Here is a 23,305-nt window from a genome sequence, read left to right on the forward strand (position 1 = left end):
TTAGCCGTGGGTGTCCACCCACGCGCGCGCCCAATTGACGCCAATGCTTCGTGCTTCATCTTCTGTTCTACACGCCGCGAGCACACCCGAGCTCTCGACGAGCTTCGTACCCTTCGTGATGGTTCCGCTCGCCGCATAGCCGTCATGCTGAGGAATCGCGTGGCCCCAAATGCTGTATCCCTTGTATGTGTCCGTTTCCATATTCGGTCTGTGCTTGGAACGAATCCGCGCGTCAATTTGAGACTGCACTGTTACATCGCCTCCAGATTTTGGCAACAACGGGAGATGCGTATTGAACCGTCATTGCAGAAGTGAAAAGCTGCTCGGGCCGCGCATCCCCTTCATCCTTGAGTTCATGCTCTACGACCGCGCGAGCGATTTCACGCGCCTCGGCGACAACTTCAATCCGCTCCAGCCAGCTTGCCGTCAACGCGTTCCGTTGCAGCCAGATACGGGTGGACTCCACAAGCTGGTCATTGCTGAGCCAGTCCCCTTGCAGCGAAAGGGCTGCCACGTCGCTGACTGCGAGGTAGCAGCGAAGCACTCCTTCGTCATACCGGCATTGTCGAAAAAAACAGCGTCGATGTTTCAGTGCAGCAGTCTACGGGTGTTCGTTAAGCCCAGTTGCTGTGCGCGTTCGGCCTTTGGAATATAGACCGATACGATACGTCGACGAAATGAGTCGGCTTTTTCGTGCCTCATTTCAATCTCGTAGCCTACGACCGCTCCAGTACGCCGGGACACAGCAAACATGACAGTTGCGAAAACGTTCTGCCGCTTGCCACCAATCATTGCAGCCACTGGAATCTTGGCAATGAAGCCATTGACGTCGACCACTTCGAGGTTGAAGCCGAATGTCATCCAGCTCGCATGACCAGTTCTCGACTTCGCGTATTGCTGCGTCAAACGCGGTCCATACCTTTTTCGCTCAGCATCATTTTTCTAACGAAGATGCTTCTGCAGTAGTACAAAAACTGATGCTCGCCAGGAAGTAGTCTTTTGGGGTTGTATGCGAGAGCATGGGGCAAAACGATTGCATGCGTCTCAGCATGAGGGAGGCCAATCGATGTCGAACCAGCTTCCGACCACGTTGGAACTCCCGCGCAACCCCTCGCATTCAAAAACAGCTTCCGGGAAATGCTGAAGGTCTGAATCGGCCTGGCTTGCTCAAAAAACGGCCGCTGGAACACTGCAATTAAAGAGGTTGCTAACGAAAAGGCTGCTGCGGTGGACGATAAGATGGTCCAAGCCGAAATTCTGTCCGATGCCCGGTACTGGTGCGCTTCTCAGCCGCCGCCCAGTCCCGCCTGTGGGGCCAAGGTTGGGAAGAAGCAAACGAGCAGATGATAAGTAAATGTGCCGGCGGTGGAAGCCGAACCTAGAACAGTAACGGCCGACGGCGGTAAGAGGGCGGCAAGGTGAGGCGAAACACGCCGAACGGCTGCTGGGTCAATAATCGGCCTGGCAAAGGTTGCGGTCTCGGGACGTGGCAACCCGGGGGAGATGCTGCGCTCGGCAAGCATCCGGCTAGTGGGACCGCTCCGCGAAGGATGTGTATAGAGATGAATTCGCCGTCTGTTCCATCGGCGCGAGCGCGCGGTGGACGAAAAACGCGCTCTGTGCGGTAGATAACACGGAGAATCATTGTTTGTTTGTTGTAATCTGTAAGCAAAATCCCATGTCCCCTCTGACCGTCGAGGTGGTACTTGAATAAAAGAGCTGCTTTCAGGAATGCAATGGAGGTAGTCCAGCACCTCGGCGATGAAACACCACCGTGGGAAGCGTTTCTCCAGTCCTCGCGGACCCTGCTGGGGGCGGACGCGGCTGCTTTTTTGATGTTTGACGGAGCGCAAAATCTCGACGAGCTAAGGCATTCCGACATCGACAGCTCGGCCGCGCGTGAATACCTAGAGCACTTTTCCAAAGACGACGCTATCGCGCAGTCCTCCCGCACGAGCCCGGCCGGAAAGTGGTGGGACAGTGTCGAGCTCGCCAGCGCGCCGGACGCTCAAAGACTGCCCTTCTACGCCGACTTCATGCCCCGACACAGATTGGGCCAGGTTATTGCGCTGATTCTGCTAGCACAGCCGGGCAGACAGATGGCAGTGAGCTTTCACCGAACTTCGGCTCGAGCGAACGCTATCGAAGAATTCTCACAGGGTAACGTCCGCGTGTTCACAGAATGCCTTTTGCGTGCCGTCGGCGCCCGAGTGGCCCATGCGGAGATGCGTATTGGAGCGGTCGAGGCGGCGTTAGCTAGTATTAACGAGGCCGCCTTCCTGACCAACCGCACGGGCGAGTTAGTTCACTGTTCGATGGTCGCATACAAACTCCTTGGCGAAGCACAAATGCTAACGCGGTCTCAGCGCGCACTGAGCCACCCATGTCCACAAATCATCCAAGGATTGCTGCAAGCAATCACCTTGGTTCTCTCGTCGAATCGACCTCGGCAATACTGCGTGCCGCTTTCTTGGGGAGAAGGTGTCCGCTTTGACATTACCATCGCACCTCAGAACCTTCGAATGGCGAACGAGTCGCTCCTGTTAGTCCGCGCCCGAAAGACATCTGCGTTTGATGTCCCTGGAGTCGCGGAACTGGGAACATTCTTCGGTCTGTCTGTGGCGGAATCCCGGGTCCTCCTCTTGCTCATCGAAGGTCGCTCACCCAAGGAGGTCGCGATTGCCAACAACGTTGCAGAACGAACTGTCCGAAATCAAGTCGTCGCCCTCATGAGGAAAATGTCGTGCACTAGACTGTCGGAATTGGTCCGATTGGGGTCCCTTCTCAGGTAGTCCTGACCCTCGTCGGAATCCACCGAACTAACTATCTTTCTCGCTAACGCAACCAGTCCCCTACAACTTCGTCGCTAGGGTTTGTCTCAAAGTACCCGACTAGCACACGCAGTTCCATAGTAATTCTTTACTATGGATTTGTGCGGACCTCGTTCCTACCATCTCCGATACAAAACACTGTTTTGCGCGAGCTGACGCCGAGTGTTGGAAGCATCAACGCCCTGTCGTTTTCGGAGACCAGCATGCACAACCACTTGGATAGGGTGGCTCTGAGAAGAGTCCGAATCGCCGGTTTGTGGGCGGCTCTCATGTTATCGGCATGCGGAGGCAGTGGCGGAGGCTCTGACAACACCCCCGGCACGAGCACGGCGTCGACACCCCCTACGATAAGTAACCAGCCTGCCGACACTACAGTAGCTGCCGACAGCACGGCTCGACTCTTCGTCGTTGCATCAGGCAATGGCCCTTATATCTATCAATGGCGCAAGAATGGCGCTCCAATCGCAGGGGCTACGTCATCGACGCTGACGACAACTCCTGTGGCTGTTGCAGACACCGGAGCAAGATTCGATGTCATCGTGACGAACGCGGGGGGCTCTGTCACAAGCCGGAGCGCGACCCTTGACGTTACATTGCATGCGGGGGCGAACCGGCTCGTTGGACAGCCCAACGATGCAGGCACTACAGATGGCGCGGGTGCGGACGAAGCCTTGTTCAATCAACCTCACGGATTAGCGGTAAATAGAAGTGGCGAAATCTATGTGGGAGATACAAACAACTTCACTGTCCGCAAGGTTGCTAAAGACTATTCGGTGAGTCTGCTCGCTGGCGTCCCTGGGACATCTGGGTACGAGGACGGGCCCGGCGTCACAGCACTCTTTGGAGGTGTGGGAAAGACGGTTTCTCTCCTGCAGCCAGCCACACCAGGTGCTCCCGTTGAATACACAACAGACGCTTTCGTCAGTGGGCCTTCGTCGCTCGCGCTTGACTCGGCCGGCAACATTGTGCTGACCGACCATGCTAACAATGTCATTCGCAAAATTACTCCACAAGGTGTTGTAAGCACCCTGTTTGGCAAGGCAAGAACACCGGGCATGCTGGCGGGACCACCAGCCACCGCGCTAATTAACCGAACCTCTGTCTTGACAGTAGAAAAGGTCAGCGGTTGGGTGTACTTCGATGACTTTCAGTACCCTCAAAGCTTCATCAGGCGAGCCTCGTCATTCGACGTCGACTCAGGACGCCCCACGTCGTCATCAACCGTCGACCCACTCGTATCTGGACTCGCCGTCGACAGCCAAGAGAACGTCTTTTTTATTACACAGAGCTCGAATCAGCTTCTGAAACTCGCCGTCGATGGCAGCACCACTATCGTGGCCGGCTCAGGCATCTCGGAGTCCGTCGACGGCCAAGGGAGAGCGGCATCACTTTGTCACCCCAGTGCGCTTGTGAGAAATGAGGACGGTTCTTTCTTTGTGTATGACGGCTGCTCACGAAGAATCCGGAAGGTTAGCGCGACAGGGGCCGTTACCACGGTGGTTGATTTAACGGAGACGCTAGGCATAGAGAGCCCCGTTCTCGGCATGGACATCTATGCAGCCGGTCAGACGTTGGTCATCTCTGCAAGAAATGCCCTTTACTTAGTCCCAGTCAATTGAGCTAACCAAAACGCAGAGGCTGTCGAGTTTCATCCCTAGACGTCCTTTTCCATCCGTCTTCGACTAAAACGTTCGACGAGATGATTTTTGAGGCTCGCAACTCATCAAGAAGTCACCGACCGAGAGGGAACATCATGCTCACCGTGAACGAAAACAGAGGTCAAAATTCTCTGCTCTGCTGCATCGTTAGCGCTGCCATAGAATCTACCGTGGTCGGGAGCCGTGGGATAGGCTCGTCCGACGAAACAACCGATACCGGGACGCCTACTGTCGGCTTCGTGGTGACTGGCGACGTACTGGATAACAACGAAAATGGCAGGGCGGCCGCAGGTGTTGGAGTGACTATGCGCTCCGCGAGTATGAAGGCCGATATTTCTATAATTTCGAGGGCCGCCTTGCATTCGGTTCCGAACGTGAAGGACGGCCTAACTCTTCAGGACGACAGGATGGAGACAGCGCAAAAGTGCCCACGTCACAAGCTGTTCTTCTTCACGATTGCAGTTTGCGCCGCCGCGCTGTCCGGGTGCGGGGGTGGTAGCGACGGGTCAAGTGGACCTGCGCAGTCGACATCTAATGCTCCGACACCTGCGAGCTCTCCCGCCCCTGCATCCGGTACGACGGTCAGCGGAAGCAATAGTCATATCGACAATTCATACGCCGCAATTCAGTGCGTTAGTCTCACTGGCCCTGGCGATACGACTAAGGACATTCTTGCCACCAACACCTGTTCGGCTCCTATATATATTTCATGGTGCTCCGCCGACGCAGACAGCAGCGGATATGCCGGACGCCAGTGCAGTGCAGTGGCACAAGACTGGAGCCCTACCGGATTTATCTATGAGAAGTCCGCCTGGACTCTACAGCCAGGCGAATCAAAAGGGCTTAGTTCTTCTTCGGGAAGCGGCAATAAGGTATTTGTCGCCGCCTGCGCGCAACCAGCAGACGCCCATATCGCGAAATTCGATACAGCAACGATTGGAATCAATTCCCATTCCTCATTCTTTTGCTATAAAGGCTAAAAAACTGTTGCCAATTTTGAGTTTAAGATTTCGCGCCAAAACTTGTTGCCTCGTGCGGAATCTAAGCGCGTATCGCCGGGTCGTTGGCTGACGCCTCCGCGGGAGCAACACGCTACCAGCTGAAAAGACCGATGTTGACCGGGCGGGCTGAAGCCGGCGCTTGCGAAGATTCCTTTGGGTCGCATCGCCTAGCTAGGGAGCGTAGGATGGTTCCAGAGCTCATCCGAGACACCCGGTCACGAGTCTCAGTAGTTTTCGATAGTAAGTGCCGACGCGCTGAAGAGCCATTCCCGCGGGATGTATAAGGCTTGGTACCTAATTAGTTAAAAAAAAGAAATTAATTTTGGTCTACTCAGGCTTTGTCAAAAACAAAAGAAAGAAGCCACTTATCGACAAGCGGGTGGGTGCGTCCTTGCATCGGAGTCATCTGTCACTCACAGTGTGCTCGCGATAGTTGTATTAGCCGAGCGTGACGCACTGCGCTACCCGTGGCTATCGACCCAGGTACGACACCACGAAAGGCCCGCCAGCTCGGCTTCTTCACCGGTATCAAAGCTCCCGAGGACCCCAGACACTTCCACAACCTTCGAGTCGCGCATGGAACCGTTCCGATTGCGGGATGTCTTCCTGCTGCAGGATGGAATGACCCCACAGCGTGTATCCACGATATTTCTCAGTTTGCATCTGCTGACCTCTAAAGGTCCTCCACATCGATTCCCATCAATAGTTGCCTCGACTTGAGCGCCTCGACAAGTTTCTACTGCTTGAAGCGCCGGGTGTCGATTCCAGCCATCTTCAACGTGGCGTCGAGCATTTTCAACTCCTGCTCGAAATCGAGTGGCCATTCCTCGCCGTCACAGCGCACGGTCATGCCGTTGTGCATCGAAATCAGATTGCGCGCCTTGTACCAGGCGTCGACAAGCTTTGATTCCCGTTCGGCTTGGTGCTTAGCTATATCGGGCTGTCTTTGGACCACGTGCTTCGGGTGAACACGCAGAAAACCGCAGATGCGTTGTGGTCAGCGGAGCGAATTCTTCGGGCCGGGACTTGCGGTGCGCTGATTTTTTGGGCGCAATATGTCCAGCCTTCGTCGTTGCGTCGCCTGCATCTGACAGCCTGTCGTCGCAGAGCTTCTTCGTCATGGTGCGTCCAATGGTGACTGCGCAGGATGCATCTCCCGTAGTACCCCGTAGTACCGCGGCTCGCGCTGCGGCCGTCGAGTGATGGACTGACTGTCGATGTCGTTAAGCGACGGGCCTGTTATGCGCGCAGGATTCATGCTACGCAGCGAGGCGCTCCAGGGTCATCTCTGGCAACGTCGGAGCAGGAGGAAAAACCCTCCAGCAGCCATCGTCGTGACGAAAGAAGAACAGCGCGACCTTCTCACTGTCGTGAGTGGTCTCAACGCAGACGTAGCGGCTTCCCTCCGAGAGCGTACGGCCACACGCAGTGACCCTTGCGGCGCTGAGGGCGTTGAACTCAAGCCATTTCTCCGCTACGACACGTAAGGATTGCTCTCCGGTCCTGGCCATTTTTGTCCTCTCGGTCCAGTGAAAAGGCGCACTCAGATTTGCCGCCCCTCGTTGCGCTTACCGACGCAACGTGCGTGCCAGCGACTTTTCCTGAAAAGAGGTGCAAAGGCGGAGTGCCGCCGGTTTGCTTTGCAGCTCTTTGCAAGCTACGGCCGAAAAGCTCCCCCAGTCAGACCTGAGCAACCTGATTGGCGCCTCACGGCAGGTGCGCTTGCCGACAAGCACAAATGACTGACATGGAACTAGGGGCTCCCGTACCAGCGCCGCGCAGATGAGGCGCCGGAACTACGGCGAGCAGAAATTTTTGCCACCCCGGCACTATGATGAGACCGGCGCCTCAAAACGATTCGGCGCTCGCCTCAAGCGCGGAAGCAGATGGCCCGCTGATTACTTCGTCCCGCCGTGCCGGTGCTCTCGATGAGTTGCGTGTTCTGTCAGCAGCCGCCGCATTGTGGTCAGTAAAATTTGCCCATCCACGGGCTTGCGAAGGAAACCATCGTAGCAGACGAACGCGGGTGGGCTTGGCTCTCCTGCAATCAGTAGAAGACAACATCGGCTAGTCCAGGGAGAGTACGCGGTTGGTGGCAGAGTTCGCTTCCCCCCGAAATCACCGGCATGCGCCAGTCGGCAACCACAATGGTCAAATATCCTGGCACATATAACGCAAGGCGCGACAATTTAGAGGACTTTTGGAAACCTCTGTTTGGGTACACGCATGGCATCATGCTTGTCGACGTCTTCTACGAAAATGTGAGCAGAGCCAAGATGGAGGGAACGCTACTCGAGACACACGAGCGTGACGAAAATGTTGTGCTGGAGTTTCGCCCGAGTTACGGCGAGCTGATGCATGTCGCATGCTTGTGGTCGCGCTGGTCAGCGCCGGGAGAACCAGACTTGCTCTCATTCGCGGCCATTACGGACGAATCGCCGCCGGAGGTTGCAGCGGCAGGTCACGACCGGTGCATCATTCCAATCAAGGAAGAACACGTGGATGCATGGCTGAATCCGGATGCTTCTGATTTGGCGGCACAGTACGCGATACTTGATGACAGGGACGGGCCGTACTACGAGCATCGACTGGCTGCGTGACCGCTCGCTGTGATAGAGCCGTTATCATGGAAGAATGGTTTGTAGGGAGTCAGGCACAGGGGTTGCGCGGGGCCCGGACTGGCGGTGCTGGCAGCGACCACGCTCAATGGCGACAGGGTCGTGTCATCCGACGGCGAACACGTGGGCAAGATAGCCGACATCATGCTGGACGTGCGAAGCGGACGGATTGCCTATGCCGTCCTCTCCACCGGGGGATTCCTCGGCATCGGGGATACGCTGCACGCCATCCCGTGGAGCGCACTGACACTGGATGCAATTGACCGGTGTTTCGTCGTGGACATCCCGGCCCAGCGGCTCAAGGATGAGCCGGGGTTCGACAAGGACCACTGGCCTTCGATGGCGGACGAGAAATGGGGCGCCACGGTCCATACCTATTACAACCGCGAACCATATTGGACCGCCACCCGTGACATCAGCGAACGACGCGAGACCGACATCTAGTCGGCCACCACGTGAAAACTAAGGGCATGCGAAGCGTGGGGGAGATGATGGCCGACGGCAACGAAAGCTCGAACGGCACGGCACCGATAGCATGACCGCCGGTGACGGCAATCTCCCTGTCACGGGAGTGTTTTAACGACCGGGCACCGACCAATGGTTATGGTCGACTACGTGCATAAGCCCTGCCGACCCAAGCACAACCTTTATGGCGTGCTCCTCGACAAACGGAGTCCGCTTGCTGCCTGGAAGCCTTCAGCGCTCGCAGCATAGAGTGGTGTGGCTGCCGATGCTGGCCTCAAAAACGAAAGCAGCATCTCGACATGCATCGTGGACACTGCCTCGATGACAGCTGGCTGCGAGTAGTCTCGCCCGACGAACGCTTTGAGCGTGAACCGATTGGACACGACGTAATAGCCCATGCCGACCAGGGTCACATAGAAATCCTGCGCGTCCACATCGGCCCGGAATTCTCCGGCAGCTGCGCCACGCGCCAAGGTCGCGCTCAACAGGCTAATCACCGGGGAAATGGCCTCTCGCAGTTTTGGCGAGCGTGCGAGATATTGCCCTTCGTGCAGATTTTCGTTGTTGATGAGGCTCAGCCACCGGGGATTTGCCCTCAGGTAATCCCATACGGAGCGCGCGAGCGCACGAATGGCGTCTGCGGGTTGCAGTCCCGACAGGTCCAGGCTCACTTCATGATTCGCGAACTCCACGTACATGGCCTCGAGGACGGCGACGTACAGCCCTTCCTTGCTCTCGAAATAGTAATAAAGCATCCGCTCGTTCGTGCCGGCGGCGGTGGCAATTGCGTCAACGCGCGCCCCAGCGAGCCCGAGCGTTGAGAACTGTTGCGTCGCGGCCTCCAGAATGCGCCGGCGCGTGCCCTCGGGGTCTCTTTTCAATTTGGGTTCGTTCATTGTCGGCGGCTCCATCTTTGAGTGGAAAGCTTCAGTGACGCCGCCATTATGCGCGTCTCCCGTCGTCGATTTCCACGGACGGTAAAATGTCGCTTTCGAGGAGAGAGCGCCAATGGACAAACGGAATTACGCTAGCCACGCAGACGCGGTCTTCACGGTGTTCGAGATGCTGCGGAAGGAGCTTGCGGCAGAGTGTGATGACTCGGCTGTGCTGGGCCGGTTGCATGAGATTGCTTCGCTTCCAGCGGCCGACTTCTTCGCCGCGCCTGGTGACCTGGCAGCAGGCCTGCCTACCCAGGCTGACCCATCAGTCGCCCTGTCACGCTGCGTTCCGCTGCCGTGCGCATTCGCGAAGCCGTTAGCCATTCCGCGAGCAGCACGCTGACTCAGTCATGGAGCAATGGCGCGCTAGCGGTGTGAAACGCTGGCTGCGAGTTACCCAGCTCGGCGAACGCGCTTCTACTGGAGAAACACAAATGTCGCGGTCCTTAAGCGTTTCTTAAGGACTGCGACCAGTTACATTGCCCAAACCAGTTCCTTGAACTACATCAATCACTGTTTCAACGCGTGCGACCTGCTCATGGGCGAAAGCGGTCGGCCGGTTTCATCAAGAGCCAGCGATTCTGTCATATGCCCTCGAGAAATTTATATGCCTCGTGGGTTGCAAACAACCAGCCCCTGCCCTAGGCTTTAGCCAGATATTGAAAGAATACCCCTCGCCTCATCGTAGGCTTGTTGTGGTGTCCGGGGCGATGTAGTGAATCAAGACGAATTGGCGACTATGGACACTGACTTCCAGCACGTACTCACGATACCCCGTCAGTAGCGCGCTGGCGCGCCCTTTCCGGTGTACGCGTGCGCTTGTCTCTGTGACTGATTAACAAAGAGCGTGGGCGATTACGTTCGCTCGCTTCTGGTCCCTCCGGAGACGGACGTCGCATGGCGCGACGTGTGAAGTCCGTTGTCACTCATCAATTCGCCTCAATAGCTGTTTCCCAACTTCTGCGGCCAACTTGTTGCGCCATTGCCGTCCGGCATCGCGTTGGCCGTTGCCCGTCGCCATTCGAACCGACCACGCGATTCCGGCCCACCCGGAAACACGCCTGGGCCCATCGGAGGTCACATGAAAAACATCGCCTCACTCATCAAGAGAGCAATGCAGGCATCAAGCATCACAGCAGTCGGGAACGCGTTAGCCGGTATAACCTCGCAAGGCAGAATCATAAGCATGCGCAGGGTCGCAGTGTTGCTCTCCATCTGCTGCGTGGCACTGCTTGCAAGCCCGGCCGCGTGGTCACAGGCTGCGCAGCGGACGAATATAGCCTTCGAAGTGCATGAGCAGAATTCGAACTACACCCAGCAACACGATACGGCTTTTCGAGCTTCATCGAACTTTTCCGGACGACCCGCCTGCCTTTGCTGGTGTGGCAATTAAAGACTACTGGTCTCGCGGCGAAAGTGAGAGCTTGGGTGGCAATGGCCCGGTTTTCACTTACTCAGTCTTCAACATGGCCAATGGGGACAAGATATTTGGCCGGTTTGACGGCGTAGCGCAGGCAACGGCCGGTCAATCGGCCGACAAGAGGACGGTCGTGGGTAACCTCGTGCTCACGGGCGGGACGGGAAAGATGCGGGGCATCCGAGGCACGTTGCACGTTTTGACCAACGTCGACCTGTCAAAAGGTTTGAATGACACTTGGTACGAAGGCGAAAACTGGATGGAAAAAGATTGACACCCTGCGCATTTGGCGCGGGAAGCAACCAACTGTGGAATAGGAGATACATCATGGCAACCTATATCAGCCTGTGGAATTTCACGGACCAGGGCATCCGCACGGTGAAGGACACCACGAAGCGAGCCGACATAGTGAAAGAGACGGCGCAGAAAGCCGGCGTGACCGTGAAAGACATCTATTGGACTTTGGGAGCCTACGACGGCGTGTCCCTTTTCGAGGCCCCGAACGACGAAGCCATTGCCGCTCTTGGACTGGCGGTTGGCGCGCTGGGCAGCGTGCGCACGCAAATTATGCGTGCTTTCTCTCTTGACGAAATAAAGGGCGTCCTTAGCAAACTGCCTTGAGCGCAATATTGGGGCGCGTCGGATGACGGGGCGTGCGGACGTCGCTCGCACGGGGCGAGCCACACCAGCGGTTCTGCGACTGGCTGGGACGGAATGCGTTGCGAAGCACCTGTTTCGCTAGCGGCCTATCAGCAGGCGCAGCCATGAACCGCGAGGCGCGCGGGTCGCGTGCTTGTAGGCCGCCCATAGCCTGGGTGACGGCCAGGTCGAGGTCGCCGGGAGCAGCTCGAGCATGGCCGCACGGATATGAGGCATGTCGTTGAGCGCCCACTGCTCGGCGAAATCGCCAAACCATTCGTCCATCGTGTAGGTGCTGTCGTACCCGCGCAGGTTGACGGTTCCCGTGTAGCCGTCGCGGGCTAAGTCGAGGACGTCCGGCAGTTCGTTGAGCGTCTGCTGATAGGCGGTTTCCAGGTCGAGGACCGGCCAGCGCTCCTGGATGGGATAGCTTACGCAGAACACGCGAACGCGCGCGTCGACGCTTGCCCGCACCGCCGACGTGTCCACGAGCGGACTGACTTTTTGCGCCCGGAGTGCATCAAAGAACTCCTGCACCGTCAACCGGTCGGCCATCGGTTGCCCCTATAAAAGAGCCGCGCGCCCAGTTCCGTCAGCATGTCCTTTGGGATGTCCCGCAGGTGGAAGAGGAACTGGAATTGCACTGGCATCCTGACTCTTCACATGGTCCGGTGATTTCATCGGTGAACCCCTCGGGGCCAGCCCGCATCAACCCTTTCCCAGGAGCCCACCTTCCGCGAACCGTGTAAATCTTCTTTTCGCGCTCGGCATGGTCTGCGCCCCCATACGGACGATAGTACTGCGACGAGTGCCATATGGCAGCTTTCGCGCCGTTCGCATGTGCGGTGGCCTCATCCCGGCCGCGCCTGCTGCAGGAATGCAGGAGGGGGCGGCAATACATCAGGGTGACTAATCGGAGTGAGTGCCCGACGCCTCGCGTTTGCGGGCGGCGGAGCCGAGGCATCCGCGGAGGCCGGTTCCGAGGATGCAGGTGCGCATTCTCGCACCAGCATCCAGCACGCGGCCTCGTCGAGGTCGGCTTCGAAGTCGGGCGCATCGGCTTTATCGAAGTGGCTCAGCGCGGCGGCCACACAACTCTCCGCGGCATTGAAGGCCCGGCGGTCCAGCGGCCGGCCGTGCAGCTTCGTGTGCGCGAGGTCGGCTGCATCGAACTTCCAGTCCACGCCCGCCGGCTTGCCGGCGTGCCGCAGCGCCTCGCCCAGTACCCGTTCGGCCGCGCTGGCCAGGGTGATGGCCGAGGCGAAGCGATGGCGCTCAAGGAACGCGACGAGCGCCATCTCCAGCTGCTCGCGCGCAAGGTCGATGCGGTTGCAGGTACGCGAGGTCATGCCCCGGACTCCGGGACGGATGTTGAGGTTCCAGTCTATCGCCGCCGTGGCGCGTGCAAGAGAAATACTGCTGCGTCCGCCGCCACACCGTAAAGTTTCCGCGCCCCGGAGCTGATAAACAACCTCGTAGGGCGGCAAGGCGCCCTTGTTCGACGCGCCATCGAAGCGATGCCCGCGGTGCGGGACTCTTCCGGCCGGCAGGTTGCACTGGCAAATAACCAGATAACTGAGAGAAAAATGGAGAATCCGGCTGCTCACCGCTCGCCCAGATTGCGAGCAGCCTCACTGTCATTGTGCCTCACCGCGGGGGATGTCTGGCACCTGTTGCTTGCGCTCATGGTTACGACGCTGACCTGCCTCGCCAGCGGCGCGTTGAAAACGATGGCGGGCGAAATCACGCCGATATGGCTGACCAACGCGGTGCTGCTGTCACAGCTGATGGCCGCACCGCGACGGCAACGATACTGGGTCTTCGCTGGCGGGGTCCTCGGGAATCTGGCGGCCAATCTCTATGTGGGCGAAAGCCTCGGGGTATCGGCTTCGTACTCGTCGGCCGATATCGTCGAGGTCCTGATTGCGTTCGCCTTTACACCACGCGTCTCGACTGTCTCCGAGCTGGTCCGACTGAAACCGCTGGTGAGATTCGTGACGGGCGGCGTGCTGCTTGCGCCCGCCGTATCCGGGGTCCTCGCCACGACGCTGCTGCGCGGGCAGCTGAACTGGCATCTGCTGCCCAGCCTGGCCAACTGGTATGTGTCGGATGCGCTGAGCCTCGCCATCTTCACGCCCGCCGCCCTGGTGTTCTGGACCGGCGAGGTCGCGCATCTCCTGCGTGCTGGCCAACTCCGGAAGACCGCCTTCCTGTTGCTGCTGGTTTGCATTGTCACGGCAGGCGTATTTGGTCAAAGCCGGCTTCCGCTCCTGTACTGGGCGCTGCCGCCCATCGTGCTGCTGGCGTTTCAGGCGGACCTCGCGGGCGTCATGGTCGGGCTGCTGCTGTGTCTCGGCATCGCCGTGTCGTTCACAATGCGCGGGTCCGGGCCGCTCTGGGTTTTTCCCTACGAAACCATGCAAGGCCGCATCTTCGGCCTGCAGCTCTTTCTGGTTGCCGCACTCGGCATTGCCGTGCCCATCAGTGCCGCCCAGGCGCTGCGAAACCGGCTGTTCAGGCTGCTGCGCGATGGTGAACGGCGATATCGTGTGCTCGCGGAAAACGCGAGCGATATCGTCATGAGCCTGGGGCTCGACGGCCGGCTCACCTATGTATCGCCGCGGATTACCGCATTGCTGGGCCACACCGTCGACCAGGTGATGGGCTTGTACCTGCCCGACCTGGCGCTGTCCGACGACCGCGGTGCCCTGGCGGTGGCCCTGGAAAAAGTGGCGTCGGGCGAATCTGAAGCTTCCCAGACCAGTCGCCTCCTGCACAGGAACGGTGGTGCCGTCTGGATGGAGACGCACCTGCGCTGCGTCATCGACCCGTACTCGGGCAATCCGGACTCCCTGACCGCCACCATGCGCAACATTACGGAGCAAAAGCTGGCGGACGAGCGTGCCGCCCACGAGCGCGCGGAGTTGCAGGGGCTCGCTTTCCGCGACGGGCTGAGGGGGCTCTTCAACCGGCGTCATTTCGACCGCGAGCTGGGACGTCACTGGCAACAGACGTCCCGGGCCGACAAGCGCGGGAATCTGGCGGTCATCATGGCCGACGTGGACGCCTACAAGAGCTATAACGACTGGTTTGGCCACCAGCGGGGTGACGAATGCCTGCGCACCGTTGCCGCAGCAATTTCGTCTGCCGCTTCGCGTGCGACTGATACGGTAGCCCGGTATGGCGGGGAAGAGTTTGCCCTCATATTGCCGGGTATGGACGGCGCGGGCGCGCTGATTGTGGCCGAGCGAATCCGGCGGGCTGTGGAGTGCCTTGGCATTCCACACGAGGCAACCAGTCCGGGCATCGTCACGATTAGCGTGGGCGTCGCTGCGACGCAGGCCGGACAGGACAGCGACCCTGCAATGCTCGTCGGAGCCGCCGACCGCGCACTGTATGCTGCCAAACAGCAGGGCCCGAATTGTATATGCGTTGCAGACGTCGATGAGCAGGAGCCGACAGAGCCTGAATTGCGCGTCATGCGAGGCTAATCGTCGTCGACCGCGAACGGGACAGCGGTCACCACCTCCCCATTCACCTCTACGGCCCCTCAACGTGGGGTTGAGGCGTGATGGTGAGCGTCGCACTGACTGATTTTGTGGCGTCGCCCCAGGCCATCGCTGTGCCGTTCAACACGATGTATCCGCCCAGCGTGCCAATGTTTTTGAACACAATTGCAGGTCGTAGCCTGGCGTCGATAGCGAGGCGTTGAATGCCTATAGTTCGAATCCCGTCGTCGACAGGTTAATGCTGTTTGCAGTGTACGAGAAGTTATCAATGCAGCGTGTCTGCTTAGGGCCGTCGTTGTTATAAATTGGGACGACCCTCGGGGGCTTCCCGCCGACACGATAACTGATAGTGCTTCAGGGAGCCGGCGGCCTGGAGCACCTACAGGTCTACTTGATGAGACGATGCACAGCGCAGAAATCGCTCAGCTACCGAAGAAGATATTGCATTGCGGGTCCAACCTGCACTTCTCTGCGGCGCGCCTGCCGCTTTGTGTGTTTGTGGCGGGCACTCCACCATACGACTGCGAGTTTATGTCAGAGGACGCGGCCGGAGTAGTGGGGCTCTGCTGCTGCTGCTGGGCCTGCGGCGCCGGCATCGTGTCCTGGGCGTTTGCGAGCCCCGGCATGACCAGCAATCCGCCAGCAGCAAGCACGACCATCAACTGTGATTTCATGATTCACTCCTTGCAACCACCTTCTGTCTTCCCCGAGGGTTTGCGTTATTCGCGCACCCTGCCATCGCACTCGCGCCCTGGGAGGCATCGAATACGGTTGGTGCGGACGCTATCTGGAAAATGACGCGCGGTGCGCCGAGCCGGGGTACGGAGCGCAGCTCATCGGGGCGAAATCGCGATATCGATGGAGCTTGTGAACCCGCCGATGCATCTCGCACCTTTGGGCTTTGTTATAGGGCGCGGGGCTGACAAACCGCCTGCTACACAGGGTGTACTGCGAAAATACCTTGCACTGCCCGGCCCGAACGACGGCGGGATAACCGGCCCGGAACCGATATGTAACTGGCTACCGGCTACCTGCGGCTGAAAGGTGTCGCGCTGGTCGCCAACCAGGAAGGCGCTCAAAACATCAGGTCCTTCGTGGAAGCGATAAGGCGGAGCGAGTCGATGTTATACGAAAGAAGACGCTTCGGTTCACCCGTTTGCGCCGAACGGGCTGGCTGAGAATTGCGTGCAGGAAGTCTTGAATTCGTCCGCTATTGTGCAACCGTCAAGTGGCGACGCCGCCGCGGTCGGCGAGCGTCACTTCGTGATTACTTTCGAGGATTCGACGTTTGAATGCATCGCCGCGGATTGCGTCGTTGCGGGCATATACGGTGGGAGCGACGTCGCGGCTCGTGAGGCGTTCATGCTCTGCCAGTACCGGCCGACGAAAGATGTGCGACTGGCTCAACCGTAGCGAAACCGACCGCAGTCGGCGCTCGCCAGCGAAAGTCTGGGACCCAAGGCGCGAAGGCTGCAAAAGCATTGCGCGAGGCCCATCGCAGACGGGCGCATGGGACTCACTTAGGACTGTGGTGAGTCTCTTTTCTCGAGCAATGCATCGAAAGCTTCCCGCGCATCCTTCAGTTCCTGCATGGCAGCAGCAAACCGCGCCAACTCGAGTGTCGACGGTTGTTCATTGGGAGCCTGCGCGTAGTGCACTTCCAGCCGTTGCGATGCTGCCTGTACTTCGCGCGCGGCGCTCACCACGCGCTCAAGGGCCGATGCTTCGGCCGAGACCTTCTTTTCCTTCATCTGCGTTCCTGCGAACAAACACACTGCAAACCTACGTTGAGTTCGGTCACTACACAACCTCGCGGGTCGTGTGCGGCGACAGTTGCATCATTACCTCGCAAACTCCGCTGCCGTCAAGGCTACCGCCACCCCGGCCGACCTGAGCGTCCGCCGTTCTGCCGCGGCCGAAATGCGCCGTCGCCCGTCGGCGAATGCCTTCAATGTGCGCGCGTCAATCGCGCCGGCCGGCAACCAGAAATGCCGCTCGAGAGCCTCGCGGTTGATTGAACTCTGCACCGACTGGTTGCGGGCAGAAATAACGACGAGGACGAGCTTTCCATCGGCGGAAAGGTTGACGTCGGCGGCGAAGGTGGAGTCCATGGTTCGTGCGCTGCAAGGGTACGGTGATGCCGACGGTACGAATGGGGATATCGTCTCGCGTTGTGCGCTCGCCTGATAATAAGTGAGAGCGCGCTAACAGGTGTCCCACGCCGCCTGTTGTGCGGCCTATCGTGTTGGCATACCGGCGATTGTGGTTCGATGGTGGCTGCACAATCAATTCTTTCTGATTGGGCCCAACGACGCTTCTGGACCCGGCGAGCCTGGTTGCGGCGATGAAGGACAGCGAAAAGAGGGGCAGCGGGGACACAGCCAGGCTCCGAGGTCGACAACTTCAGCGGTTTCAACGGGCGCACACGAACTGAGCGGGCGGAAATGTACTGGTTGACGAAAAGGAACAAACTTGTGCGCCTGGGCTCGATAACTCGCACAGTCTAACGCGGTACGTCAGTAACCACATACTCTCTGAAAGAATGCGCCAAGCTGCACGGCAAGTATCTTTGGCGCCGGCGACAAGCGAAGGACTCGACTCGTCACTTGCGATGCTGCATCGAGACCACCTACGTCTAGTATCCGCAATCGTTTGCTCACTGTGCGTTTGGGTGATATCACACACAAGTCCGCTGGACGGTCACAATCGGCGGCAGTAAAGTCGGGAATACTTCTGACAGAATACGGGGGGCGACATGACTCACGGGTCATGGACCGTCAGGGCACTTGCTGTGCCATCTGCAATCTGGCTGGCATTCGGCTGCGGCTTGGCGGCACATACTCTCAATCCGCTATACGCGCTGTTAGCAATCGCGATTTTCCCACTCGCCATGCTATGGGGCATTTTCTGGCTCGGCGCCACTCTTCTCAGGAAGGACCGGGACCCGCCCGTTCGCGCACCTACGACCATGTCCGGATTGGAGCCATCGGCTGGCAATGCAACGGGGACAGACACCGGTGAACTGCAGCAGTCTCACATAACGGAAAGCAATGCTCTCCTTGGTGCTCCCGGGTCATGGAGGCGTTACGCGGCGCGAAGCCTGGACCTGATACTGTGGAGTTTCGTTCTCGGATTGGCAGTGAGTATTGTCAACGCAACAACGGGTGCCCACCTGATGCAATTCCGGTGGAGTCACTTTGTTTCGGTGACGGTATCGACTTCCATTTACCTGCCTCTCGCAATGTTCGTCGACGCCGTTGTGTGTGCCGCGTGCGGAAATAGTGTAGGTAAGGCAATTCTCGGCGTTCGAGTGATTGAATGCGACGGCACCCGTCCGTCGTTCCGCCGCTACTTGAAAAGAAACTGCGCCATATGGGCACGCGGTCTTGCGTTTGGGTTTCCTGTCGCCCGGCAACTGACGATGATTGTGAGTTGTATGGTCCTGAAGCGGGAGGGTGTGACCGCGTGGGATGCGAAGCTCAAGTTTCGTGTTGTCAGAGAGACTTGCACCATTGCGCATTACGTAGTGGCGGTCCTGCTTGCGCTTGCTCTTTTGTCGGTGAATGCGTATCAGCACGCGAGGCATTCTCGCATCGACAGAATTTCTCCGGCTGTAAGCAACCAACGAGAAGCGAATCGTGCGGCAGCATCGCCAGCGGCCCATTGGCAGAAGGATTCCGACTCAAAAATAGCAAACTCGCACAGTGGCGGAATTTCCTAGATATGTCCTTTCGCGAACAAGGCAGCCGAGGTTGACAGGGATGGCAGTAGACAGTGCTGGAACTGGCAACGCGGGCGTGCCATTCCAACCTGGCTGCCGTTTTCCGCTATGGCCTGGCAACTCGGACGCCGGGTAGCGGACGAAACCGCCGCTGCATGGCAAAACTTTGGGTGGCCTCGCATGTTCACACTCGTCCTGCTTCTTTTGCTACTTGGTATCGGCGGCTACGCGCTGAGCCTCCAATCAGAGCTTCGCCGCCTCTCCGGCCTGTTTGCACAGTTGCAAGCCCGCGTCGCGAAGCTTGAGGCGTCGCCAACCACATCGGCCACGGAGGCACCCGGTGCAGGCCTTCTGCCACCGGCAAATGCAAGTGCAAGCGCCGAGCCCGTGGCGGTGAGTCCCCCAGCCGCTGCCGGTATGCCAGAGATTCAATCCGTCTCAAAGAACGCCGAAGTTCAGGCAACCAGCACTGGGCTCGAGCCTGCGATGTCGCCAAAGTACACACCGGAGCCCGTTGCTTTGCCGCCGATTGCCGACAAGTTGTGGACGGTGCTCAAGCAAAACTCATTTGCGGCCGTGGGCGTGGCCCTCGTATTGCTCGGATGTTCGTTCCTCTTCCCCATGCTGGTGCTGCACGGTCTGTTTCCGCCGGCGCTGCGACTCGCGCTCGCTGCATTGCTTGGCGTCGGCCTGATGACGGCTGGGCTGAGACTGTCGAATCGCAAGCCCGACTATGCTCACGTACTGCAGGGAGGCGGCGCGGGCGTGCTCTATTTGACCACCTATGCCGCCATGGCCTTCTATGAACTTATCGCGGCGTGGTCGGCATTCGCCATCTTCGCGGTATTTTCCGCGGTAGTGGTCGCACTGAGTCTTCGGCAGGCCGCCAAGCCGCTCGCTTTCCTCGGCTTTGCCGGCGCTTACCTGGCACCGGTTCTGACGGTCCGAGGCACGGTCCATCTCGACGTCGTGCTCGTCTTTGGGCTGCTCGTCCACAGCGTCAGCCTGTATGTCGGTTTGCGTCAGCGCTGGATAGAGATGGGCCTCCAGGCGTTCATCTGGTCGTTGCTGCTCGGATTCGGGGTGTACACGGGCCACGCACAGGCGTTGCCCCTCTGGATGCAGCACACATTTCTCGCTGCGTATTTTGCGCTCTTCGCGTCTTATTCCCTGCTGTACGTGAACGGTGGGGAATCGACGCGGGCAGACGCCTTCAGCTTGCAGATGATGACCGGACTGCTAACGCCAGTGGTACTCGGCCTGGAATACTGGATAGGGGGCAAGACGGGTTTGACGGTCGCGGCGTCGCTCGCTGCTTTGGTTCACTTTGGACTGTACTTTGTGCTCTGGAAAGACGCTCCAGGGTTTTATGCCGTGCACGCCGCGTTGGCGATTCTGTCCGCAATGGTCGCCATTCTGGCTCCAGGCCTCGGTTCAGCGCTGACCCCGTTGCTCGCCGGTGCGGTGGCGGTCTGTGCATACCTGAGCCTACCCGGCCGACTGCGATGGTTGGGGACAGTGCCGGGAGCGGCGGCACTGGGCATCGGCCTCTCGCCACTCGACGCACCGCCGCATTGGTGGCAACCGCCCTGGCTGTAGTCGTTGGGTACGTTGCGGTGATGCGTCGGAATGCAGCGGATGCCTGGGTCATCCACATGCTGTCGGCTGTGCTCTCGTTGGTCTCGGGCTACGCACTGTTTCGTCATGAGCCGGGCGGGTCCGTGTTCGCTTATACGTTGCCGGGTACGCTTGCCTTGGCAACTGGGCTTGGGTGGTGGTATCGCCGCGAGGGTAATTTCAGCGCACTCGTGTGCCACTCAGCGGCCGTTGCAACGGTGATGCTCTTGTCCTTGCTCGTCCCACCCGTCGGAGTTGCCGCAGAGATAGTGCAGGTGGCTGGCGTCATTACAGCGTGCGCGCTGAGTGGTATCCTGGTGCACGTCTATGCGACTCCGGTTGGCGTGAATAGCCGTCTTGTCTTTCTCATCACGGCGCCCGTGATTCTGGGTGCGCTGGCGCATCAGCATGTGCCCATGGCAGACTCATTCGCCAACCAGTGCGCGCTGGCTGGCTGGGTCGTACTCTGCATCGCTGCGGTCCTCAACGCGTCCCCGTTGCAGTCGTGGATTCCCGATACGCCCGCGCTTCCAATGGTTCGCAACTGTGCCACCCGGCTCGTCTTGCCCTCCGCGTTTGCGATTCAATGGCTGTACTCGGTCGTATTCAAGGCGTACCCGGGCTCGACCGCTTTGCAGGCGCTTTGGATGACGTTCGCCGTCGTACTGGTCGCGCATGCCACCGCGCGTCCGTTTGCCCGAGCGGTCGTTGCTGTCGGCATCGCGTTGCTGGTTGCGTATCTTCTGGCGCTCACTGACCTGCGTGCGGCCATCACGCTCGCGTGGGCAGTAACCGCATTGGCTGCGCTGGTGGTTGGCTCCCGGGTGAATGACCGGGCCCTTTGGATAGTTGGGGCCGTTATCAGTGCGTTTGTCGTGGCGAAGCTGATTTTGCTGGATATGAGCGCCGCGAGCCCTATCTGGCGCGTACTCTCCTTTATCGGCAGCGGCTTGCTGTTTGTGCTGGCGGGCTACCTGGCTCCGGCGCCGACCAGGCGTGGGGAGGGGGTGGGGCTGTAGCGAGTGGAAAGTAACGACCGATGCTGGGACGTATGCCGTACCCACTCAAGACCGTGCGCAATAACGCAGTGTCTTTGGCAAACGCGTGAAACATGACGCGCCGTTAGCACGAGGGCTCGGGCCTTTCGCTTTGCTGCTATGAGGACAATAGTGCGGGCGGCGATAGCGCGTTGGACTTTTCCGTCTGCTGGCCCACAACTCAAACACAATTCGGCAGTCTTAACGGCCATCTGAATTGTGATTTACGTTTGACGGAAAAAGCTGGGGGAGTGAATGGTTACCTTGGAACAAGTACAGAGCCGAATCACCAAGTTGCAAAAGCAGGTGGAAGAAATCCTCCGGAAGAAGAATGCCTCCTCATCGCCAATATCAAAGCTCTGCTTGCAGAACACGGTCTGACGACTGAAGCCGTCGACTCCTATACCGGCGCGGCGAAAGGGACACTGGAAAAATTCTGTACTGCACCAGTTTCCGAATGCTGACGGTGTCGTACAGGATTTGATGGACGAGATGTTCAAGCAGACCGGCGAACCCACTGCTGTTAGGACCAAAGCGGCTTCGAACTAGAAGGTTCAAGCAGGGTGTGACGCCGGATGAAGCGCCTGCCCTGCCTGCAGCCAAAGAGCAAAGCCCAAGTCCCTCAAGTACTTGCGACGAATGCAAGCGGGTTGTCCACAACCTTGCTAACAAAATCTGTGGACAAGCCGGCTGCCGAGGGCGCGGGAACTTCCGGGCCATTAGGGTCGAGCTCAACGCTGTCACTTTTGGGTTGCATTACGGACGAGCCACCGCCGGAGGTCGCCGCTGCTGGACACGACCGCTGCATTGTTCCCATAAAGCGTGAAAACATTGACGCTTGGTTGAGTCCAGACGCGTCTGACCTGACGACATTGCACGCGATACTTGATGACAGGGACAGGCCGTTTTATGAGCGCAGGTTGGCGGCCTAACGGGTAATGTTGCCCCCCAGCTGAAGGGACTTAGCTGCGGGACCGCGTAAAAGAAAACTCTATCGCCGTAACCTGTGACCGCTCGCGGAGCATCTGGGTCATCCCGCGGCTTACTTTTCGGCATGTGAAATTGATGATTGGCCCAGGGTATGAGAGACTTAAGCTCAAACTGACTCAACGATGACGCAGATACACTCACGCAGACAGACTTGAGGAGCTGACACCTTGGCGCAACTTGTACAGTCGTTGTCGGAGCTGGCGTATCTTATTGTGCACCTATTCAGCAGGTAGTCGTGGCTCATTCTGCTGGTCGAAGATGCCTGCGATTCCTACGTAGCTCGTCACGTCGAGTTCAGCATTGCCCAGCTTTCTGAGGGCATTGTGGTGACGGTCGTTGGGCCATCGGTCACCGCCCGCGTCTCGTAGGACATGGCGGAACGCGCGCATCTTCCTTACTTGCAAACAACTGTTCGACGTATTGCTCTGCATCGAGTCTCCCCGCTTCAGAGGCCGCCGCCATGCTATCCAGCTCCCAATGGAGCGCGGGGTTGTGGGGCATTGTCAACAGCTGGGCCACTCTGATTGGCGTCAGAGATTTGTTCTTCGAGACACCCGCTCGCCATTCGTCGTCCTTCTTCAGATTCAAACATAAGTGGGGTGACCTGCGGGATGTATCCGCTAACCGTTGCCATCAAAGTCCTCGATTTCAATGGTTGTTTTCTACCGGACTGAGCGGCCGGCTAGCGTTGATTACGGCATCAACGTAGCGGTCCTTGAGCGACAAACGTGAATGGCGGTTTCTATGCCTGGAATGCGCCGTGCAAAGCATCGACTTGGATGCATCACAAGTCATAGCGCCTGCGAAACTATCTCGTCCAGTTGGGGACGTTGCGTGCGTCGACCCTTGAAGACAGTTCCGCTA

Annotated in this window: 21 protein-coding genes and 3 pseudogenes; 13 read left to right on the forward strand and 11 right to left on the reverse strand. The window is 58.6% G+C overall.

Annotated elements, in window-relative coordinates; genetic code table 11:
* The 3 genes from FVF58_RS26775 to FVF58_RS26785 form a co-directional block, all read right to left on the reverse strand.
* Complete coding sequence (locus FVF58_RS26775) at positions 1-201, reverse strand: glycoside hydrolase family 32 protein (RefSeq protein ID WP_149672845.1); 201 nt, start codon at positions 199-201, stop codon at positions 1-3.
* Positions 202-232: 31 nt separating this feature from the next.
* Positions 233-514, reverse strand: coding sequence for a hypothetical protein (locus FVF58_RS26780; protein ID WP_149672846.1), 282 nt, complete (start codon positions 512-514; stop codon positions 233-235).
* A gap of 74 nt (positions 515-588) precedes the next feature.
* Positions 589-906, reverse strand: coding sequence for a hypothetical protein (locus FVF58_RS26785; RefSeq protein WP_149672847.1), 318 nt, complete (start codon positions 904-906; stop codon positions 589-591).
* Between the two features lie 800 nt (positions 907-1,706).
* On the opposite strand from FVF58_RS26785, the gene FVF58_RS26790 reads away from it, so the two are divergent.
* Both FVF58_RS26790 and FVF58_RS26795 read left to right on the forward strand, forming a co-directional pair.
* Positions 1,707-2,792, forward strand: coding sequence for a helix-turn-helix domain-containing protein (locus tag FVF58_RS26790; protein WP_149672848.1), 1,086 nt, complete (start codon positions 1,707-1,709; stop codon positions 2,790-2,792).
* A gap of 710 nt (positions 2,793-3,502) precedes the next feature.
* Positions 3,503-4,450 carry an NHL repeat-containing protein gene (locus FVF58_RS26795; protein ID WP_188130936.1) on the forward strand — a complete coding sequence of 316 codons (948 nt, stop codon included), beginning with the start codon at positions 3,503-3,505 and terminating at the stop codon, positions 4,448-4,450.
* A 1,501-nt stretch (positions 4,451-5,951) separates the two neighbouring features.
* Here FVF58_RS26795 and FVF58_RS53070 read toward each other — a convergent pair.
* Positions 5,952-6,153, reverse strand: a pseudogene (locus FVF58_RS53070) (hypothetical protein).
* Positions 6,154-6,226: 73 nt separating this feature from the next.
* On the reverse strand, positions 6,227-6,445 hold the full coding sequence (locus FVF58_RS26805) for a hypothetical protein (RefSeq protein WP_246217211.1): 219 nt from the start codon (positions 6,443-6,445) through the stop codon (positions 6,227-6,229).
* Between the two features lie 1,198 nt (positions 6,446-7,643).
* On the opposite strand from FVF58_RS26805, the pseudogene FVF58_RS26825 reads away from it, so the two are divergent.
* Together FVF58_RS26825 and FVF58_RS26830 are read left to right on the forward strand one after the other, a co-directional pair.
* Positions 7,644-8,090: pseudogene (locus FVF58_RS26825) on the forward strand (SOS response-associated peptidase family protein); the annotation flags it as partial.
* A 78-nt stretch (positions 8,091-8,168) separates the two neighbouring features.
* Positions 8,169-8,552, forward strand: a complete 384-nt coding sequence (locus tag FVF58_RS26830; RefSeq protein ID WP_149672851.1) for a PRC-barrel domain-containing protein — start codon at positions 8,169-8,171, stop codon at positions 8,550-8,552.
* A gap of 203 nt (positions 8,553-8,755) precedes the next feature.
* On the opposite strand, the gene FVF58_RS26835 is transcribed toward FVF58_RS26830, so the two are convergent.
* The gene (locus FVF58_RS26835) at positions 8,756-9,469 is read right to left on the reverse strand and encodes a TetR/AcrR family transcriptional regulator (RefSeq protein ID WP_149672958.1); all 714 of its coding nucleotides are present in this window, start codon (positions 9,467-9,469) and stop codon (positions 8,756-8,758) included.
* Positions 9,470-9,581: 112 nt separating this feature from the next.
* On the opposite strand from FVF58_RS26835, the gene FVF58_RS26840 reads away from it, so the two are divergent.
* From FVF58_RS26840 to FVF58_RS26850, 3 genes are all read left to right on the forward strand, one after another.
* A complete protein-coding gene (locus FVF58_RS26840; RefSeq protein ID WP_149672852.1) occupies positions 9,582-9,854 on the forward strand; it encodes a hypothetical protein in 273 nt (90 codons plus the stop codon).
* 949 nt (positions 9,855-10,803) lie between these two features.
* Entirely contained in the window at positions 10,804-11,202 is a 399-nt protein-coding gene (locus tag FVF58_RS26845) for a hypothetical protein (protein WP_149672853.1), read from the forward strand.
* Positions 11,203-11,255: 53 nt separating this feature from the next.
* The gene (locus tag FVF58_RS26850) at positions 11,256-11,549 is read left to right on the forward strand and encodes a GYD domain-containing protein (protein WP_149672854.1); all 294 of its coding nucleotides are present in this window, start codon (positions 11,256-11,258) and stop codon (positions 11,547-11,549) included.
* A gap of 117 nt (positions 11,550-11,666) precedes the next feature.
* Here FVF58_RS26850 and FVF58_RS26855 read toward each other — a convergent pair whose 3' ends face one another.
* On the reverse strand, positions 11,667-12,122 hold the full coding sequence (locus tag FVF58_RS26855) for a hypothetical protein (RefSeq protein ID WP_149672855.1): 456 nt from the start codon (positions 12,120-12,122) through the stop codon (positions 11,667-11,669).
* A 296-nt stretch (positions 12,123-12,418) separates the two neighbouring features.
* On the reverse strand, positions 12,419-12,916 hold the full coding sequence (locus FVF58_RS26860; protein WP_246217212.1) for a hypothetical protein: 498 nt from the start codon (positions 12,914-12,916) through the stop codon (positions 12,419-12,421).
* Positions 12,917-13,153: 237 nt separating this feature from the next.
* Here FVF58_RS26860 and FVF58_RS26865 point away from each other — a divergent pair, with 237 nt between their 5' ends.
* Positions 13,154-15,058, forward strand: coding sequence for a sensor domain-containing diguanylate cyclase (locus FVF58_RS26865; protein ID WP_188130937.1), 1,905 nt, complete (start codon positions 13,154-13,156; stop codon positions 15,056-15,058).
* A 440-nt stretch (positions 15,059-15,498) separates the two neighbouring features.
* Here the strand turns inward: FVF58_RS26865 and FVF58_RS26870 are convergent, their stop codons facing one another.
* The 3 genes from FVF58_RS26870 to FVF58_RS26880 form a co-directional block, all read right to left on the reverse strand.
* The gene (locus tag FVF58_RS26870) at positions 15,499-15,750 is read right to left on the reverse strand and encodes a hypothetical protein (protein ID WP_149672857.1); all 252 of its coding nucleotides are present in this window, start codon (positions 15,748-15,750) and stop codon (positions 15,499-15,501) included.
* Positions 15,751-16,596: 846 nt separating this feature from the next.
* Positions 16,597-16,827, reverse strand: a complete 231-nt coding sequence (locus FVF58_RS26875) for a hypothetical protein (RefSeq protein WP_149672858.1) — start codon at positions 16,825-16,827, stop codon at positions 16,597-16,599.
* 90 nt (positions 16,828-16,917) lie between these two features.
* A complete protein-coding gene (locus FVF58_RS26880; protein ID WP_149672859.1) occupies positions 16,918-17,187 on the reverse strand; it encodes a DUF1488 family protein in 270 nt (89 codons plus the stop codon).
* An 857-nt stretch (positions 17,188-18,044) separates the two neighbouring features.
* Between FVF58_RS26880 and FVF58_RS26885 the strand changes: the two genes are divergently transcribed.
* From FVF58_RS26885 to FVF58_RS54835, 5 genes and pseudogenes are all read left to right on the forward strand, one after another.
* Positions 18,045-18,797, forward strand: a complete 753-nt coding sequence (locus tag FVF58_RS26885; RefSeq protein WP_246217215.1) for an RDD family protein — start codon at positions 18,045-18,047, stop codon at positions 18,795-18,797.
* Between the two features lie 180 nt (positions 18,798-18,977).
* Positions 18,978-20,396 carry a DUF2339 domain-containing protein gene (locus tag FVF58_RS54250; protein ID WP_188130939.1) on the forward strand — a complete coding sequence of 473 codons (1,419 nt, stop codon included), beginning with the start codon at positions 18,978-18,980 and terminating at the stop codon, positions 20,394-20,396.
* A complete protein-coding gene (locus FVF58_RS54255) occupies positions 20,303-21,433 on the forward strand; it encodes a DUF2339 domain-containing protein (protein WP_149672862.1) in 1,131 nt (376 codons plus the stop codon). The genes FVF58_RS54250 and FVF58_RS54255 overlap by 94 nt, the downstream gene beginning before the upstream one ends.
* Positions 21,434-21,603: 170 nt before the next feature.
* Positions 21,604-21,915 carry a hypothetical protein gene (locus tag FVF58_RS26900; RefSeq protein ID WP_149672863.1) on the forward strand — a complete coding sequence of 104 codons (312 nt, stop codon included), beginning with the start codon at positions 21,604-21,606 and terminating at the stop codon, positions 21,913-21,915.
* A gap of 291 nt (positions 21,916-22,206) precedes the next feature.
* Positions 22,207-22,383: pseudogene (locus tag FVF58_RS54835) on the forward strand (SOS response-associated peptidase family protein); the annotation flags it as partial.
* Between the last annotated feature and the right edge of the window lie 922 nt (positions 22,384-23,305).

The sequence above is a fragment of the Paraburkholderia panacisoli genome (assembly GCF_008369935.1).
Taxonomy (GTDB): domain Bacteria; phylum Pseudomonadota; class Gammaproteobacteria; order Burkholderiales; family Burkholderiaceae; genus Paraburkholderia; species Paraburkholderia panacisoli.

Excerpts from the sequence above, each read along its gene's own strand:
- FVF58_RS26880 (WP_149672859.1), bottom strand. The coding sequence starts at position 17,187 with ATGGACTCCACCTTCGCCGCCGACGTCAACCTTTCCGCCGATGGAAAG.
- FVF58_RS54255 (WP_149672862.1), top strand. The coding sequence starts at position 20,303 with ATGGTTGGGGACAGTGCCGGGAGCGGCGGCACTGGGCATCGGCCTCTC.
- FVF58_RS26855 (WP_149672855.1), bottom strand. The coding sequence starts at position 12,122 with ATGGCCGACCGGTTGACGGTGCAGGAGTTCTTTGATGCACTCCGGGCG.
- FVF58_RS26885 (WP_246217215.1), top strand. The coding sequence starts at position 18,045 with ATGTCCGGATTGGAGCCATCGGCTGGCAATGCAACGGGGACAGACACC.
- FVF58_RS26775 (WP_149672845.1), bottom strand. The coding sequence starts at position 201 with ATGGAAACGGACACATACAAGGGATACAGCATTTGGGGCCACGCGATT.
- FVF58_RS26865 (WP_188130937.1), top strand. The coding sequence starts at position 13,154 with ATGGAGAATCCGGCTGCTCACCGCTCGCCCAGATTGCGAGCAGCCTCA.
- FVF58_RS26870 (WP_149672857.1), bottom strand. The coding sequence starts at position 15,750 with ATGAAATCACAGTTGATGGTCGTGCTTGCTGCTGGCGGATTGCTGGTC.
- FVF58_RS26835 (WP_149672958.1), bottom strand. The coding sequence starts at position 9,469 with ATGAACGAACCCAAATTGAAAAGAGACCCCGAGGGCACGCGCCGGCGC.
- FVF58_RS26875 (WP_149672858.1), bottom strand. The coding sequence starts at position 16,827 with ATGAAGGAAAAGAAGGTCTCGGCCGAAGCATCGGCCCTTGAGCGCGTG.
- FVF58_RS26840 (WP_149672852.1), top strand. The coding sequence starts at position 9,582 with ATGGACAAACGGAATTACGCTAGCCACGCAGACGCGGTCTTCACGGTG.
- FVF58_RS26850 (WP_149672854.1), top strand. The coding sequence starts at position 11,256 with ATGGCAACCTATATCAGCCTGTGGAATTTCACGGACCAGGGCATCCGC.
- FVF58_RS26845 (WP_149672853.1), top strand. The coding sequence starts at position 10,804 with ATGAGCAGAATTCGAACTACACCCAGCAACACGATACGGCTTTTCGAG.
- FVF58_RS26860 (WP_246217212.1), bottom strand. The coding sequence starts at position 12,916 with ATGACCTCGCGTACCTGCAACCGCATCGACCTTGCGCGCGAGCAGCTG.
- FVF58_RS54250 (WP_188130939.1), top strand. The coding sequence starts at position 18,978 with ATGTTCACACTCGTCCTGCTTCTTTTGCTACTTGGTATCGGCGGCTAC.